At 64.3% G+C, this 15,752-nt stretch carries 16 protein-coding genes and 1 tRNA gene; 12 read left to right on the top strand and 5 right to left on the bottom strand.

Annotation, left to right across the window (positions count from 1 at the left end):
• Window positions 1–48: 48 nt before the first annotated feature.
• Window positions 49–131, bottom strand: a tRNA-Leu gene (locus tag ACLKOZ_RS07455).
• A gap of 173 nt (window positions 132–304) precedes the next feature.
• Between ACLKOZ_RS07455 and ACLKOZ_RS07450 the strand changes: the two genes are divergently transcribed.
• The gene (locus tag ACLKOZ_RS07450; RefSeq protein ID WP_436473973.1) at window positions 305–1,609 is read left to right on the top strand and encodes a M20/M25/M40 family metallo-hydrolase; all 1,305 of its coding nucleotides are present in this window, start codon (window positions 305–307) and stop codon (window positions 1,607–1,609) included.
• 12 nt (window positions 1,610–1,621) lie between these two features.
• Window positions 1,622–2,782, top strand: coding sequence for an acyl-CoA dehydrogenase family protein (locus ACLKOZ_RS07445; RefSeq protein WP_436473971.1), 1,161 nt, complete (start codon window positions 1,622–1,624; stop codon window positions 2,780–2,782).
• A gap of 20 nt (window positions 2,783–2,802) precedes the next feature.
• Here ACLKOZ_RS07445 and ACLKOZ_RS07440 read toward each other — a convergent pair whose 3' ends face one another.
• Window positions 2,803–3,036, bottom strand: a complete 234-nt coding sequence (locus tag ACLKOZ_RS07440; protein ID WP_337348280.1) for a DUF5703 family protein — start codon at window positions 3,034–3,036, stop codon at window positions 2,803–2,805.
• A 39-nt stretch (window positions 3,037–3,075) separates the two neighbouring features.
• Here ACLKOZ_RS07440 and ACLKOZ_RS07435 point away from each other — a divergent pair, with 39 nt between their 5' ends.
• Window positions 3,076–3,342 carry a hypothetical protein gene (locus ACLKOZ_RS07435; protein WP_337348279.1) on the top strand — a complete coding sequence of 89 codons (267 nt, stop codon included), beginning with the start codon at window positions 3,076–3,078 and terminating at the stop codon, window positions 3,340–3,342.
• A 22-nt stretch (window positions 3,343–3,364) separates the two neighbouring features.
• Here ACLKOZ_RS07435 and ACLKOZ_RS07430 read toward each other — a convergent pair whose 3' ends face one another.
• The gene (locus ACLKOZ_RS07430; protein ID WP_436473968.1) at window positions 3,365–4,306 is read right to left on the bottom strand and encodes an aldo/keto reductase; all 942 of its coding nucleotides are present in this window, start codon (window positions 4,304–4,306) and stop codon (window positions 3,365–3,367) included.
• A 50-nt stretch (window positions 4,307–4,356) separates the two neighbouring features.
• On the opposite strand from ACLKOZ_RS07430, the gene ACLKOZ_RS07425 reads away from it, so the two are divergent.
• Both ACLKOZ_RS07425 and mshC read left to right on the top strand, forming a co-directional pair.
• Complete coding sequence (locus ACLKOZ_RS07425; RefSeq protein WP_337348277.1) at window positions 4,357–5,190, top strand: undecaprenyl-diphosphate phosphatase; 834 nt, start codon at window positions 4,357–4,359, stop codon at window positions 5,188–5,190.
• 15 nt (window positions 5,191–5,205) lie between these two features.
• Window positions 5,206–6,483, top strand: coding sequence for a cysteine--1-D-myo-inosityl 2-amino-2-deoxy-alpha-D-glucopyranoside ligase (mshC, locus tag ACLKOZ_RS07420; RefSeq protein ID WP_436473966.1), 1,278 nt, complete (start codon window positions 5,206–5,208; stop codon window positions 6,481–6,483).
• A 62-nt stretch (window positions 6,484–6,545) separates the two neighbouring features.
• On the opposite strand, the gene ACLKOZ_RS07415 is transcribed toward mshC, so the two are convergent.
• Together ACLKOZ_RS07415 and ACLKOZ_RS07410 are read right to left on the bottom strand one after the other, a co-directional pair.
• A complete protein-coding gene (locus ACLKOZ_RS07415) occupies window positions 6,546–6,887 on the bottom strand; it encodes a YciI family protein (RefSeq protein WP_436473964.1) in 342 nt (113 codons plus the stop codon).
• Window positions 6,888–6,913: 26 nt separating this feature from the next.
• Complete coding sequence (locus ACLKOZ_RS07410; RefSeq protein ID WP_337348275.1) at window positions 6,914–7,819, bottom strand: PAC2 family protein; 906 nt, start codon at window positions 7,817–7,819, stop codon at window positions 6,914–6,916.
• Window positions 7,820–7,971: 152 nt separating this feature from the next.
• On the opposite strand from ACLKOZ_RS07410, the gene ACLKOZ_RS07405 reads away from it, so the two are divergent.
• The 7 genes from ACLKOZ_RS07405 (at window position 7,972) to prcB (ending at window position 15,751) form a co-directional block, all read left to right on the top strand.
• On the top strand, window positions 7,972–8,718 hold the full coding sequence (locus ACLKOZ_RS07405) for an HAD family hydrolase (RefSeq protein WP_436473962.1): 747 nt from the start codon (window positions 7,972–7,974) through the stop codon (window positions 8,716–8,718).
• Window positions 8,711–9,877, top strand: coding sequence for a site-2 protease family protein (locus tag ACLKOZ_RS07400; RefSeq protein WP_436473960.1), 1,167 nt, complete (start codon window positions 8,711–8,713; stop codon window positions 9,875–9,877). Before ACLKOZ_RS07405 ends, ACLKOZ_RS07400 begins: the two co-directional genes overlap by 8 nt.
• 115 nt (window positions 9,878–9,992) lie before the next feature.
• A complete protein-coding gene (locus ACLKOZ_RS07395) occupies window positions 9,993–11,057 on the top strand; it encodes a tRNA (adenine-N1)-methyltransferase (RefSeq protein ID WP_337348272.1) in 1,065 nt (354 codons plus the stop codon).
• 82 nt (window positions 11,058–11,139) lie between these two features.
• Window positions 11,140–12,891 carry a proteasome ATPase gene (arc, locus tag ACLKOZ_RS07390; RefSeq protein WP_436473958.1) on the top strand — a complete coding sequence of 584 codons (1,752 nt, stop codon included), beginning with the start codon at window positions 11,140–11,142 and terminating at the stop codon, window positions 12,889–12,891.
• A gap of 50 nt (window positions 12,892–12,941) precedes the next feature.
• Entirely contained in the window at window positions 12,942–14,561 is a 1,620-nt protein-coding gene (dop, locus tag ACLKOZ_RS07385; RefSeq protein ID WP_436474263.1) for a depupylase/deamidase Dop, read from the top strand.
• 86 nt (window positions 14,562–14,647) lie between these two features.
• A complete protein-coding gene (locus ACLKOZ_RS07380) occupies window positions 14,648–14,851 on the top strand; it encodes a ubiquitin-like protein Pup (RefSeq protein ID WP_337348270.1) in 204 nt (67 codons plus the stop codon).
• A gap of 81 nt (window positions 14,852–14,932) precedes the next feature.
• Window positions 14,933–15,751, top strand: coding sequence for a proteasome subunit beta (prcB, locus tag ACLKOZ_RS07375; RefSeq protein ID WP_337348269.1), 819 nt, complete (start codon window positions 14,933–14,935; stop codon window positions 15,749–15,751).
• Window position 15,752 lies beyond the last annotated feature (1 nt).

Raw genomic sequence — 15,752 nt, 5'->3', positions numbered from 1 at the left:
ATAGAAAAAGCCCCTGGAATCCTTGGATTCCAGGGGCTTTCCCTTCTGTGCGCGGAGGGGGACTTGAACCCCCACCCCCTTTCGAGGACTAGCACCTCAAGCTAGCGCGTCTGCCATTCCGCCACCCGCGCAGGTGGTAATTCGGACAATGTTTCCGCCTTTCAGCGTTTCGCATTTCTCCGAAGCAGCGAGAAAGACTCTACATGAACTTTCCTGGAACATGAAATCGGGCCCGATGGGTAGGCTGAAGGCACGGAAATCCGCCCAGGTTCCCAGCAGCCGCCACCTTCATGAGGAGTGCCCAATGACCCAAATCCGTCCCGAAGATGAAGTCGTCCGGATCTGCCAGGAACTCATCCGGATTGACACCTCCAATTACGGCGACGGGTCCGGACCCGGGGAACGCGCCGCAGCCGAGTACACAGCCGGCCTGATCGAGGAAGTCGGGTTGTCCGCCGAAATCTTCGAGTCGGCCCCTGGCAGGGCAAGCGTCGTCTCCAGGATGACTGGGGAGGACCCGGGCGCAAGTGCCCTCGTGGTCCACGGCCACCTTGACGTGGTCCCCGCTATCAGGGAGCAGTGGTCGGTAGATCCGTTCGGCGCGGAGCTCAAGGACGGCCTCATCTGGGGGCGCGGCGCAGTGGACATGAAGGACATGGACGCCATGATCCTCTCCGTACTGCGCGGGTTCGCCAGGACAGGACGGAAACCGAAGCGGGACATCATCTTCGCCTTCTTCGCTGACGAGGAGGCTGGGGGCGAATACGGGGCCCGGTACGCGGTGGACAAGCGCCCGGAACTTTTCGAAGGTGCGACGGAGGCCATCTCCGAGGTAGGCGGGTTCTCGGCAACCATTGGGGGGCAGCGCACCTACCTCCTTCAGACAGCGGAAAAGGGGATCTCCTGGCTCCGCCTCGTTGCCCACGGACGCGCCGGCCACGGTTCCCAGATCAATACTGACAACGCGATCACACGGCTGGCAGCCGCTGTGACCCGGATCGGGGAATACAAATGGCCCATTGAGCTGACCCCTACCACGCGTCAGTTCCTGGACGGCGTGACAGAACTCACAGGAGTGGAATTCGATCCGGACAACCCGGACGTCCTCCTGAACCAACTCGGCACGGTGGCCCGGTTCGTGGGGGCAACACTGCAAAACACCACCAACCCGACCTTGCTGAACGGCGGCTACAAACACAACGTGATTCCGGAATCGGCCGAGGCCCTTGTTGACTGCCGCACACTGCCGGGCCAGCAGGACCACGTGCTCGAAATAGTCCGTGAGCTCGCCGGAACCGGGGTGGACGTCAGCTACGTGCACAACGATGTCTCCCTGGAGGTTCCCTTCGCGGGCAACCTGGTGGATTCCATGATTGACGCGCTGCATGCCGAAGACCCGGGAGCCAAAGTCCTGCCTTACACCCTCTCTGGAGGCACGGACAACAAGTCCCTGAGCCGCCTGGGCATCACGGGCTACGGCTTCGCGCCGCTGCAGCTTCCGGACGACCTCGACTTCACCGGCATGTTCCACGGCGTCGACGAGCGCGTCCCGGCGGATTCGCTGAAGTTCGGTGCACGCGTGCTCAACACACTCCTTACGAACTACTGAGCCAGGCCCAGCATGACACCCGAGGACGTATTGCCGGACGCCCTGCTGGAGCGGTTCAGGGGGCGCGCCGCAGCCTACGACCGCGATAATGCCTTTTTCCACGAAGACCTTGAGGAACTCGCCGCCGCCGGCTACCTTAGGCTCTTTGTCCCCGTGTCCGACGGCGGCCTGGGGCTTGGGCTGGAATCGGCGGCACAGTGCCAACGGCGGCTGGCAACGGCGGCGCCAGCCACCGCTCTGGCCGTGAACATGCATTTGGTCTGGACCGGCGTCGCACAGGTGCTCGCGGCCAGGGGCGATCAGTCCCTGGACTATGTCCTGCGGGAAGCGGCCGGAGGCGAGATCTTCGCGTTCGGGAACTCGGAGGCGGGCAACGACTCCGTGCTGTTTGATTCGCGCACGGTGGCGGCGCCGTTGCCGGATGGCGGTTACAGCTTCACGGGAACAAAGATCTTCACAAGCCTCTCACCGGCCTGGACACAGCTGGGGATCTTCGGCAAAGATACCGAGGCCCGGAACGGCGAAGGGGAGTTGGTCCACGGTTTCCTCCGCCGGGACGCCCTCGGCTACCGGATCCTGGACGACTGGGACACGCTGGGGATGCGTGCGAGCCAGTCCAACACCACAGTGCTGGACGGCGCCGAAATCCCACCGGACCGGATCTTCCGCAAACTGCCCGTCGGTCCCAACGCCGATCCGCTGATTTTCGCCATCTTCGCGTGTTTCGAAACGTTGCTGGCCGCCGTCTACACAGGAATCGGAGAACGGGCCCTGGATTTGGGGGTTGCAGCGGTTAAGCGGCGGACTTCGCTGAAGAACGGCGGCCGAAGCTATGCCCAGGATCCTGACATCCGCTGGAAAGTGGCAGAGGCGGCCATGGCCATGGACTGCCTCTATCCGCAGTTGGCTTTGGTGGCCCGGGACGTGGATGCCCTCGTCGACCATGGACCCCAGTGGTTCCCCAAGCTCGTGGGGCTGAAAGTCAACGCAACCGAAACTGCACGCCGTGTAGTGGACCTTGCCATCAGGGTAAGCGGCGGCTCAAGCTATTTCCGGGGCTCGGAACTGGAGCGGCTCTACCGCGACGTGCTGGCCGGCATATTCCACCCGTCGGATGACGAATCGGCACACAACACGGTTGCGAACGCCTGGCTCGGCCCGCTCGAAGCCTGAACGGCATCGGCAACGAACCCCTAGACAGTGCGCTGGACCTGCATCACCCGGCGGCGGAGCCAAAAGCGCCTGCCTCCGCCCACGTACAGCTTGCTGCGCTCCAACTCCCACTTGCCGTATTCGGAATGTTCCACAAGACGGCGCCGGGCGTCAGGCAGGGAATCGTCAGGACTGACTGTCAGTACGAGGTACTCGTACTGCCTCAGATAGTCCCGTTCCCGCTGGACCGAGCTGGTGAGAAAATGTTCCTTCATTGCTCTCCATTTTCGTCCTTTTCCGGCTAACGTGAAGTCATGAGCATCGATCCGCGTGTCGCGCTTCAGTCCTTAACTTCCTCCTTGGAAGAACACCTTATAGCAGCGTCCAACCGCCGCGGTGATGGGGACCCCGCCGTAGAGGCGGCTTTTTTTGCCGTCGCGGATGCGTTCGAAGTTTATGAGGACGCCCTTTACGAGGCCTACAGCGAAGTGACGCCGCTGCAGGTTTTTGACGACGAAGAGGACGAAGACGAAGAACGGGATGTCGACGACGAAGAAGACCTGGAGATCCTCGAAGACTAAGACCCGGTCACCCGGCCGCCAGTCAGCGTTGGGCCGGTTCGGACACGTCCTCCAGGGCCCGCGAAATTTCCGGCGGTAGCGGGGAAAGCTGCGCGTCAAGGATTTCCTTGAGCTGGACAGGCGTCCGGGGGCCCACGATGGCCGAGGCCACTCCGTGCTGGGAGAGCAGCCAACTGAGTGACACGTCGAGCGGCGTGCGCCCCAGACCCTTCGCAGCCATTGAAACAGCCTCCACCACACGGGAGGCCTCCTGGCCGAGATACGGTTCCACATAGGAGGCAAGGCCAGGGTTGGCGGCCCGCGAATCGCCAGGGATGCTACCTCTGTACTTGCCCGTCAGCACCCCACGCCCCAGCGGCCCCCACGCCAGCAGCCCCAGCCCGGCATCCTCCACCGCAGGAATCAATTCCTCTTCAGGCCTCCGCCGGAGCAGCGAATATTCTGCCTGGGCGGCAACCAGCGGGAATCCCGCGATGGCGGCGGCCTTGGCGCTCTGCCAGCCGTTGAAGTTTGAGATGCCGGCGTAACGGGCACGGCCGCTCCGTAAGGCGAACTCCAAGGCGGACAATGTCTCATCGAGGGGGACGTTGGGATCCCAGGCCTGGGCAAACCAAATATCGACGTAATCGGTGCCCAGTCGTGCGAGGCTGGCATCGAGCCCGGACAGCATCGCGTTACGCGACGTGTCCACGGTCCGCCGGCCGTCCGGCGTCGAGATCCCGGCTTTGGTGGAGATCGAGACCTCGGTGCGGGAGACGACGTCGCCCAGCAGCGAGCCGATCAGTGCCTCCGACCTGCCGTCGGAATAAGAGGCCGCCGTATCGATGTGCCGGCCGCCCGCGTCCACAAACGTCCGCAGCAATTCGGTGGCGTCCTGCTCATCGGTTTCGCCAGCCCATGACATGGTCCCGAGAGATAGGGCGGAGACTCGCAATCCACTGTTGCCGACGTAACGCTGCTGCATAGCTGCAAGCTTACGGGGAATCAGCCGGGTCCATGACGTAGGGTCTTAGCGTGAACTGGTTTGAGGCGGCCCTGCTGGGCCTAGTGCAGGGACTGACCGAATTTCTACCGATTTCATCAAGCGCGCACCTACGGATCGTCGGGCAATTCCTGCCCAACGCTGCCGATCCCGGTGCCGCATTCACTGCTATCACGCAGCTCGGCACCGAAACAGCCGTCCTCGTTTTTTTCTGGCACGACATCGTCCGCATCGTCAAGGCGTGGCTGGGCTCGCTGACCGGAAAGGTCTCGCGACAGGACCCTGACGCGCGGATGGGCTGGCTCGTGATTCTCGGCAGCCTACCCATCATCGTCCTGGGGCTCCTGTTCCAGGACCAGATCGAATCTGTCCTGCGCAGCCTCTGGATTGTTGCAACGACCTTGATCGTGTTCGGCCTGGTACTCGCCGTGGCGGATGCCGTGGGCAAACAGGAACGGGAGCTGACCCGATTAACCTATAAGCACGGCATCCTTTTCGGTTTCGCCCAGGCAATGGCCTTGATCCCGGGCGTTTCCCGCTCCGGTGGCACTATCACTGCGGGCCTCCTCATGGGGTACACCCGTGAAGCCGCCGCCCGCTATTCGTTCCTCCTGGCCATTCCCGCAGTCTTCGGCAGCGGACTGTTCCAGCTCTACAAGACGGTATCGAAGGAGGGCATCACTGGCCCCTACGGCCTGCCGGAGACTGCCATGGCCACCGTCATCGCCTTCGTGGTGGGCTACGTCATTATTGGCTGGTTCCTGAAGTTCGTCTCGACGCGCAGCTACCGGCTCTTTGTCTGGTACCGGATCTTCCTGGGCCTTGCCCTGTATCTGCTGCTCGGTTTCAATGTGATCAGCGCCTGACAGTAGGCTTGGCCTGTGAAATCCTGGATATCCCGCCCCGTTCCTGACCTGCCCGGCCAAATGCCTGCCATCAGGCTTTTTGACACTGTCCAAGGCCGGGAAGTTGAACTCCAGGGCGACGGCGACCAGTCGTTGTATGTCTGCGGGATCACGCCTTACGACGCCACGCATATGGGCCACGCGGCCAGTTACGTTGCGTTTGACCTGTTGAACAGGGCCTGGCGTGATGCCGGCCAGCGCGTGGCCTACGTACAAAACGTCACCGACGTCGATGACCCGCTGCTGGAGCGTGCCACTGCCACGGGCGTCGACTGGCAGGACCTTGCCGCCAGCCAGATCGAACTTTTCCAGACAGACATGGTGGCCCTGAATGTCCTCGCGCCGGACCACTACGTCGGCGCTGTGGAATCCGTCCCGCTGATCGTTCCCGCCATTGAGCGGCTCCTCAGCAAAGGCCTCGCTTACCGCGTACCCGGCGGAGCGGGCGAGCCGGACGGCGATGTCTATTACGACGTCGAGGCGGCCGGAAAGCAGTCCAGCGCCGCCGACGCCTGGACCCTCGGTGATATCTCCGGCCTTGTGGAAACGGAGATGCTGGAACTGTTCGCCGAACGCGGCGGCGACCCCGGACGTGCCGGCAAGCGGCAGGCGCTGGACCCTCTCCTGTGGCGAGTCGCCAGAAAAGGTGAGCCCAGCTGGCCCGGGGGAGAGCTCGGAGACGGACGCCCTGGCTGGCACATCGAGTGCACTGTCATTGCCCAGGAGTACCTCCCCGCCCCGTTTACGGTGCAGGGTGGAGGCTCCGACCTCATTTTCCCGCACCACGAGATGGGGGCGGGCCACGCCTACTCTTTGGCGGGCGTGCCGCTGGCCCACCACTATGCACATGCCGGCATGGTGGGGCTGGACGGCGAGAAAATGAGCAAGTCCAAAGGCAACCTGGTCCTGGTGTCGCGGCTCCGGGCCACGGGGGAGGAGCCGGCGGCCATCAGGCTGGCGATCCTGGCGCACCACTACCGGTCTGACTGGTCCTGGACCGACGCCGGCTTCGCCGAGGCGAAAGGACGGCTCTCTGCGTGGCGGAGCGCACTCGAGGCTGCTCCGGAAGGTTCTGCGCTCGGGCTGATCGCGGAAATGCGGGCCGCCCTCGCAACGGATCTGGACGCACCGGCGGCGGTTGAGGCGGTCGACCGTTGGGCCGCCGGAGCCGCTTCCGCCGCGGCAGCGGGCAGCCAGCGGGACCGTGCCCTGGTCAGTGATGCCGTCGAGGCGCTGCTCGGCGTCGTCCTTTAACCCGCCGTCCTGAAGAATCTGACTGACCGCGGGGGCGGGAAGCCAGTCGAGGTTTGTTCCCGTCAGCTGGCGGGGTCGTACGCGAACTGCCGGACTTCTTGCGGACAGCGGCAGGCAACGGCGATCTTGGCGGCCCACTCGAGTGCCGCCTCCCGAGACGGCAACTCAAGAACTGTGTAGCCGCCATTGGGCACCAGGTGGCCCGGGTATATTTCCTCGGTGACGGTGCCGTCACCGGCGACGAGCACCGGAGCTACGCCCTCATCAATCCCGCCGCCGAAAACGTAGACGCCCGCCGCCTTGGCCTCGTCGATGACGGCGTGCGAGGCTTCGACCACCGCCTCGAACTCCTCCTCCGGGACCACCATCGCTTCACTGGGGAACGAGATCAGGTACTTCGTCATTCGAGGACTCCTCTGCTGTGGCAGTGTTATTGCTTGTCCTTGCCCCGGCGCTTCAGGTACCGCTCAAACTCCCGGGCGATGGACTCCCCGCTGGCCTCAGGCAGGTCAGCAGTGTCCTTCGCTTCCTCAAGCTGGCGCACGTAGGCCGCGATCTCCGGATCTTCGGTGGCGAGTTCATCCACGCCGCGTTCCCAGGCATCAGCTTCCTCGGCCAGTTCATGGGTGTCCAGCGGCACCTGGAGCAATTCTTCAATGCGGTGCAGGAGGGCCAGCTGCGCTTTGGGCGACGGCGCCTGGGCCACGTAGTGCGGCACGGCAGCCCACAGGGAGACTGTGGGGATCCCGGCCAGCAGCGCCACTTCGGCCAAAACTCCCACTATGCCCACGGGTCCCTCGTACTGGGAGGCCTCCAGGTTCAGCCGTTCCCGCAGCGGCGCATCGTCCGAGGACGTGCTGACCGGGATGGGGCGGCTGTGGGGCACATCAGCCAACAGGGCTCCGACCAGCACAACGTAGTCCACGTTCAGGGCTTCCGCGTGGACCAGCAGCTCGGCCGTATAGGCACGCCACTTATAGGACGGCTCGGTGCCCTGGACAAAGATGACGTCCACGTTGGAATCGGGCGCGCTGGCCTTGTAGATCCTGGTGGATGGCCACTTGATCTTCCGTTCGCCGGCCGCGTTGCGCCGTACCGTCGGCCGGGTGAACTGGAAGTCGTAATATTCGTCGGCGTCGATGGACGCAACTTTCTTGCCGCCCCAGAGCTTGTTCAGGTACCGCAGGGAATCGCTTGCCGCTTCCCCCGCGTCGTTCCAGCCCTCAAAGGCGGCCAGCATTACGGTGATGCGTTCACCCTCAGCCACTGGCTGCAGGAACCGCTCCGGCCCGGCCTCGGCACCCGGTTCGGTGGTGTCTCCGTCGAAGCTATTCATCCCATCACCCTACGTCCAAGAACCCGCGTCACGCATAGAATGAAGCGCCGAAAAATGATCGGCGCCGCGCCACGCCTGCCTGCGGGATGCCATGTATTCGCCGAGGGCGTAGCCCACAGCCCGCGTCCAGCAGGGCACCGTAGACTGAACACATGCGATCCCCAGCCACAATTTCCCCCCTCAAAGCAGTCCTCTGGGACATGGATGGCACCATTGTGGACACGGAGCCCTACTGGATTGCGGCCGAACATGCGCTGGTGGAAGCCCATGGCGGCACCTGGTCGCACGAACAGGCCATTCAGCTCGTCGGCCAGTCGCTGACCTACTCGGCTGACATCCTCCAGAACGCCGGTGTGGACCTGGAAGCCCGTGAAATCATCGACACACTCACGGCAGAAGTCATCCGTGGCGTGCAGCGCCGTGTGCCGTGGCGGCCCGGCGCCCGTGAACTCCTGGACGAGCTCCACCAGGAGGGTGTCCGGTGCGCCCTGGTCACCATGTCCGAGGGTCCACTGGCCCGGGAAATCGTTGCGAACCTCCCCAGGCCCTACTTTGAATTTGTGGTGACGGGGGACACCGTTACCCAGGGCAAGCCGCACCCGGAGGCGTACTTGACCGCGGTTGAACTGCTTCAGGGCTCTGATCCGGCCCTGACCATCGATCACTGCATCGCCCTGGAAGATTCCGCGCCCGGCGTGGCAGCTGCAGTGGCTTCCGGCGTATCCACGGTAGCCATTCCGCACATCGTGCCTATCCCAGACAGCCCCCGGCACACCACCTGGGAGTCCCTGAAGGGCCGGACGGTGGCCGAACTGGTCGCCATTGCCGCGGACCGCAACGGAACAGGCGGCACCGGGCGTCTGCTGGAAGCGGCGCAGGGGAGCCCCGCAGATGGGTGAGAAAACCACGCCGGCACGCCGCGAAGGAATCCCCCTCGGCAGGATCGCCGGCATCCCGGTCATCCTGGCCTACTCATGGTTCGTCATCGCCGCCTTCACCGTGATCGTTTACGGACCGGTCCTCCGGGAGAACAATCCGGCTCTCGGCGTGGCTGCCTACACGGTGGCCTTTGCCTATGCCATCCTGCTCCTGATTTCCGTGCTGGTGCACGAACTCGCCCACGCACTGACCGCGAAAATCTATGGCTGGCCGACGCAAAAGATCGTCCTGAACCTTTGGGGCGGGCACACCCAGTTTGAGAACTTCACAGCCACTCCGGGCCGGTCCGTGCTTGTGGCGCTTGCAGGACCAGCCGCGAACTTCGCGCTGGCCGGTGGCGCGTGGCTGGTCCTGTCCGGCTCCAGCCTTCCCAGCGTCGCGGAACTCCTGACCAACATCTTTATGTGGGCCAACCTGTTGATCGGTATTTTCAACGTCCTTCCCGGGTTGCCCCTCGACGGCGGCAGGATCGTCGAATCCGCCGTCTGGAAAGCCACGGGCAGCCAAGCCAAAGGCACGGTCGCGGCAGGCTGGGCAGGCCGCGTCATCGTCGTCGCCCTGGGCTTCTGGTTCCTGGCCCGCCCCGTCCTGGCCGGAGAAACGCCCGAACTCAGCCTGCTCATGATCACCGTCCTGGTGGGTGGATTCCTCTGGATGGGGGCATCGGCGTCTATCCAGCAGGGAACCATGCGGGGGCGGCTGCACCTCGTCAACGCTGCCGCACTGGCCAGGCCCGCCGTCGGAATTCCCAACACCTCCACGGTGTCGGACGTCCTTCGGCTGTCACCGACCGGTGTCCCTGCCGTTGTGGTCTGCGGACCGGATGGACGCCCGCAGGCCGTGGTGGACGCCCCGGCAGTGGCCGCAGTTCCGCCGCACGCCACAAGTTCCACTCCAGTAACGGCGGTGTCCTATGCCCTTGGTGCAGGCGCCTACGTGCCTGAGTGGTCAAAAGGCCAGGAGCTCATCCAGTACCTCGGCCAGTTGGAAGGCCAGGAGTATGCGGTGGTGGACCACCGCGGCACAGTGACCGGCCTGCTGGCCCAGGATGTTGTGGTGGCAGCCATCACCGGTAAGAGCGTGCGCCCCAATAGGTATCCACAGCGCCAGAACCGGTAGAGTTACCTGCCGGTCGCGTTTAGCTGCCACACGGTTTCCGTTGCGGGGCCTGGCCGGACAGGACAGCCCCCACCAAGTGCGCAGCCCCACAGTTTTACAGGAGCGAGGAAAATTCATGAGCAGCGAATCTGCCGCCACCGAAGCCGCAGCAAAACCCCAGACAGGTGTTGCCGCCAACGGAGCCCAGCCGGTGGGAGCTGCGCGGCGCCGGGGACCCTTCCGTGAGGGCGAACGCGTCCAGCTGACCGACGAGCGCGGCCGCATGAACACCATCACTCTTGAGGTGGGTGGCGCCTTCCACACCCACCGGGGATTCCTCAACCACGACGAGATCATCGGCAAGGTTGACGGCTCCGTTGTGGTGAACAACGTAGGCCAGCAGTACCAGACGCTGCGCCCCCTGCTCTCCGACTTTGTCCTGTCCATGCCCCGCGGCGCCGCCGTTGTCTACCCCAAGGACGCCGGCCAGATCGTCACCATGGCGGATATCTTCCCCGGGGCCAGGGTGGTTGAAGCGGGCGTCGGCTCGGGAGCACTGTCCATCTCCCTCCTGCGGGCGGTGGGCGACAACGGTTACCTGCACTCCTTTGAACGGCGGGAAGAATTCGCCGACATTGCCCGCGGCAACGTTGAAACAATCTTCGGCGGACCCCACCCGGCGTGGAAAGTTTCACTCGGTGACTTCCAGGAGGAAGTTGTCCGCAGCGAAGCCCCCGGATCCGTTGACCGGGTGGTTCTGGACATGCTGGCCCCGTGGGAGTGCCTCGACGCCGTAGCAACAGTGCTTGCTCCGGGCGGCGTCTGGATCAACTACGTGGCCACAGTGACCCAGCTTTCCCGTACGGCTGAAGCTATCCGCGCCGACGGCCGTTTCACCGAGCCCGACGCCTGGGAGTCCATGGTCCGCGGCTGGCACCTTGAAGGCCTCGCGGTCCGCCCCGACCACCGGATGGTTGCCCACACAGGTTTCCTGCTGGTCACACGGCGCTTGGCCGACGGCGTGACCGGGATCTCTGTCAAGCGACGCCCGTCGAAAACCGACTTTGACGAAGCCGATGTGAATGCCTGGACACCGGGAGCAGTGGGGGAGCGGCTGGTCTCAGACAAGAAGCTCCGCCGAGCCGCCCGCGACGCAATCGCGGGGACCAACGTCAAGGACGATCCGGAGATCACGAACTAGTCCAGATTTCGGGAGTCTTCAGCTGTACCTGCCAACTTGGGGCTAAGGTCTTAAGAGAAGCGCAGGAAGGGGCTGATGCATCATGGAGACTCCGAACCAGGACTCCGGGCGTACACCGGCAGAGCAGTCTGCCGTTAATGATTTGTCTGTTGCTGACAGGCAGGTCAACATCCTCCGGGACAAGCTCAGGCACATTGACCGCCAACTCGCGGCCGCAACACAGAACAACGCCAAGCTGGTCACCATGCTGGAAGCCGCGAAAGCGGAGATCCTGCGGCTCAAGAACGCCCTCGACCAGGAGGGGCAGCCGCCATACAGCTTCGGCACCATTCTCCAACTCAATCCGAAGCGCCAGCCGTCCGCCGGCAACAGCGGCCAAGCCGCCACCGAGGAATCAGCGGACATCTTCAATGCCGGCCGGAAGATGCGGGTAGGCATCAGCCCCTTGGTCAACATCAGCCAGCTGGCCGTTGGCCAGGAAGTCCTCCTCAACGAGGCCCTTCTGATTGTTGCCGGCCTTGGCTACGAACGCGCCGGCGAGCTGGCAACCCTGAAGGAGATGCTGGGCACGGACCGGGCCCTCGTCGTCGGACGCGCCGACGAAGAGCGGGTCATCAGGCTCTCAGGCGCCCTGCTGGGCGAAAAGCTCCGGGTTGGGGACGCGCTGTCCATTGATTCGCGGACAGGCTACGCGCTGGAGAAAGTCCCGCGGTCCGAGGTTGAGAACCTGGTCCTGGAGGAAGTACCCGACATCACCTACGAGGACATCGGCGGGCTGGGCCCGCAGATCGAACAGATCCGCGACGCCGTCGAATTGCCGTTCCTTCACCCCGATCTGTACCGCGAGCATGGACTGAAGGCCCCCAAAGGCATTCTGCTGTACGGCCCCCCGGGCTGCGGTAAGACCCTGATCGCGAAGGCGGTGGCAAACTCGCTGGCAGCCCGGGCAGCCGAGCGGTCCGGGAACGTCGACCTGAAGAGCTACTTCCTCAACATCAAGGGCCCCGAACTGCTGGACAAGTACGTCGGTGAAACCGAACGCCACATCCGGCTGATCTTCTCCCGTGCGCGTGAAAAGGCCTCGGACGGCAGCCCCGTTGTGGTGTTCTTCGACGAAATGGACTCCCTGTTCCGCACACGCGGTACGGGCATCTCCTCCGACGTCGAAACCACCATCGTGCCCCAGCTGTTGAGCGAGATCGACGGCGTGGAGCGCCTGGACAACGTCATCGTCATCGGCGCGTCCAACCGCGAAGACATGATCGACCCCGCGATCCTTCGTCCGGGGCGGCTGGACGTCAAGGTCAAGATCCAGCGGCCGGACGCCGAAGCAGCCGCGGACATCTTCAACAAATACATCACCACGGACCTGCCCTTCCACGAGTCTGACCTTGCCGAATACGACGGCGATGTCCAGGCCACCGTGGACGCCATGGTCCAGCGCACGGTGGAAGCCATGTACTCCACGGAGAAGTCCAACGAATACCTGGAAGTCACGTACGCCAACGGGGACACCGAGATGCTCTACTTCAAGGACTTCAACTCCGGTGCGGTGGTCCAAAACGTTGTAGACCGGGCCAAGAAGTACGCCATCAAGGACCTGTTGACCCTCCACCAGAAGGGCCTGCGGATCGAGCACCTCCTCCGGGCCGTCGTGGACGAGTTCCGCGAGCATGAGGATATGCCGAACACCACCAACCCGGATGACTGGGCCCGTATCTCGGGCAAGAAGGGCGAGCGGATCACCTATATCCGGACCATCGTCCAGGGCAAGGCCGGACAGGAACCCGGGAAGTCCATCGAAACGATGCCCAGCACAGGACAGTACCTGTGACGGCTGCTGCGGAACCCGCCAGCGGAGGATCACTCCCCGTCGGCGGGGCCATGCGGGTTATGGGCGCGGAGACGGAATACGGGATCCATGCTCCGGCTGCTCCCTCGGCTAACGCCACCATGATGTCGGCCCGGGTGGTGCAGGCATATGCGCAGGTGACACGCCAGCGCGCGGCCGGCGGAGCGGAGACGCGGTGGGACTACACGGATGAGGAGCCGCTGCACGACGCCCGCGGCTGGACCCTTGACCGGGCCTCGGCGCACCCGAGCCAGCTCACGGACCAGCCGCCGGTCCTGGATGCGGAGGCCGTCGCCCTTGCCTATGGCCGCGAAGAACTGGAACTGGACGGACAGGACGAGTCCGGGACGCTCCTGATGAACATGGTGCTCGGTAACGGTGCCCGCCTGTATGTGGACCACGCCCACCCGGAGTACTCAAGCCCCGAGGTCACCAACCCCCGCGACGCCGTGACGTGGGACGCCGCCGGAGACCTGGTGGCATTGGCCGCGGTACGCCGGCTCGCCATGGACCCCGAACTGCCGGCGGTAAACCTGTACAAGAACAATACGGACAACAAGTCCGTGTCCTATGGCTCGCACGAGAACTACCTCATGCCACGGTCCGTTCCGTTCGGGGACATCGTGCGCGGGTTGACCCCCTTCTTCGTTACGCGGCAGATCTTTTGCGGCGCGGGCAGGGTGGGCCTGGGCCAGGACAGTTCTGTTCCGGGGTACCAGATCAGCCAGCGGGCCGATTTTTTTGAGGCGGAGGTTGGCCTTGAAACCACCATCCGGCGGCCCATTATCAACACCCGCGATGAACCGCATGCCACGGCGGACAAGTACCGCCGGCTGCACGTCATCATCGGCGACGCCAACTTGAGCCAGGCGTCCAACTACCTCAAGTTCGGCACTACTGCCATGGTCCTCAGTCTCATCGAGGCGGGCCTGGCACCGAAGCTGGAAGTGCATGAACCGGTCGCCGCGCTGCAGGCCATCAGCCATGACACGTCCCTGACCACCAAGCTGCGGTTGCTGGACGGGCGCCGGGTCACTGCGCTGGACCTGCAGTGGATCTACCACGAAGCAGCGGCAAAGCTCGCCCAGGACACCGGGGTTTCCGACGCCCTCGACGGCGACGGCCACACGCACGAGGTGCTGGAGCGCTGGGCCAACACCCTGACGCAGCTCGACAGCGACAGGCCGGCAGCGGCTTCCTCGGTCGAATGGCTCTCCAAGCTCTCCCTCCTTGACGGCTACCGGGATCGGGACGGACTTGCCTGGGACGATGCCAGGCTGGGCCTCGTGGACCTCCAGTGGGCGGACATCCGGCCAGAGAAGGGCCTTTACTACCGCCTTCTGGCGAGGGCCCGGATGCAGCGGATTGTGAACGACGCCGACATCGCCGCAGCGGTCACGGAACCGCCGTCGGACACCCGGGCCTACTTCCGCGGCCGCTGCGTCAGCAGCTTCGGAAAGGACGTCGTGGGGGCCAGTTGGGACTCGGTAATCTTCGATGTGCCGGGCTACGGACGTCTCCAGCGGGTGCCCACCCGCGAGCCGCTGAGGGGGACCAAAGCACTGACAAGTGGCCTGTTTGCCCGGCACCGGGAAGCTGGTCCTTTCCTGGCGGAACTGCTCGGACATAACACCAATCCGCCGGGGGCGTAAACCACCCCGGCAGCCCCGGAGCGTGGCAATATGGGCGTATCGGATGTTCCACCCGGACCCGAGCTTTAAGGAAGAGGGAGATAACAATGGCAGGCCAGGAGCAACAGCAGCCGCAGTCGCACGACAGCCAGGTCGAAGAGGACGTGCCGGAGGCCCCTCCCGCGCCGCCCGAAGCGCAGGCATCCGCAGCGACCCAGGGCGTGGATGACCTCCTTGACGAAATCGACGGCGTCCTGGAATCCAACGCCGAAGAATTCGTCCGGGCGTTCGTCCAAAAGGGCGGTCAGTAACCGGTCCGATAAGGCGGCGGGAGCCGCGGACGGCCGCAGATCTGGCAAGACGTTGACTTACTACGTTGAAGGAGTGCATCAGTGCAGGAACCGACCGCCCACCAGGTAGCCGCCAACGCGACATCCTCGTTCACCGAGCATCTGCAGCGGGATCGGCCGGAACTGCTTCCGTACAACCGGGACTTACCCGCCGGGGCAGCCGCCACGCCGCTGCAGGTGCCGCACGCCACCACTATCGTGGCTTTGAGCTACGAAGGCGGAGTCCTGATGGCCGGAGACCGCCGGGCGACCATGGGCAACGTCATTGCCAGCCGCCACATCGAGAAGGTGTTTCCGGCCGACCACTACTCGGTGCTGGGCATTGCGGGCACGGCCGGCATCGCGATCGACCTCACCCGCTTATTCCAGGTTGAACTTGAGCACTACGAAAAAATAGAGGGCACGCTGCTCAGCCTCGAAGGTAAGGCCAACCGACTGGGGGCCATGATCCGGGGGAACCTGCCCATGGCGCTGCAGGGGCTGGCGGTGGTGCCCCTCTTCGCCGGATTTGATACTGCCGCGGGGTTGGGCCGGCTGTTTTCCTATGACGTGACCGGCGGCCGGTACGAAGAACGCGAACATCACACGGTCGGTTCCGGCTCCGTGTTTGCCCGCGGCGCCCTGAAGAAACTCTGGCGGCCCAACCTGACCGAAGCCGAAGCCGTCGCTGTCGCCGTCGAGTCCCTCTACGACGCAGCCGACGACGACTCCGCCACAGGCGGCCCCGACCCCGTCCGCCAGCTGTGGCCCGTGGTATACACAGTCAGCCGGAGCGGAGCCCGGCGAGTACCCGAGTCCGAGCTCGCTGCGGTTGCAGGCAGCATCATTGAAGCGCGGACCATCGCCCGGCGGGAGGCCTAGA

The organism is Arthrobacter sp. R4, assembly GCF_051365025.1.
Taxonomy (GTDB): domain Bacteria; phylum Actinomycetota; class Actinomycetes; order Actinomycetales; family Micrococcaceae; genus Arthrobacter.
The sequence above is the reverse complement of the archived record's forward strand: the minus strand, read 5'-3'. Positions and strand labels throughout refer to the sequence as shown.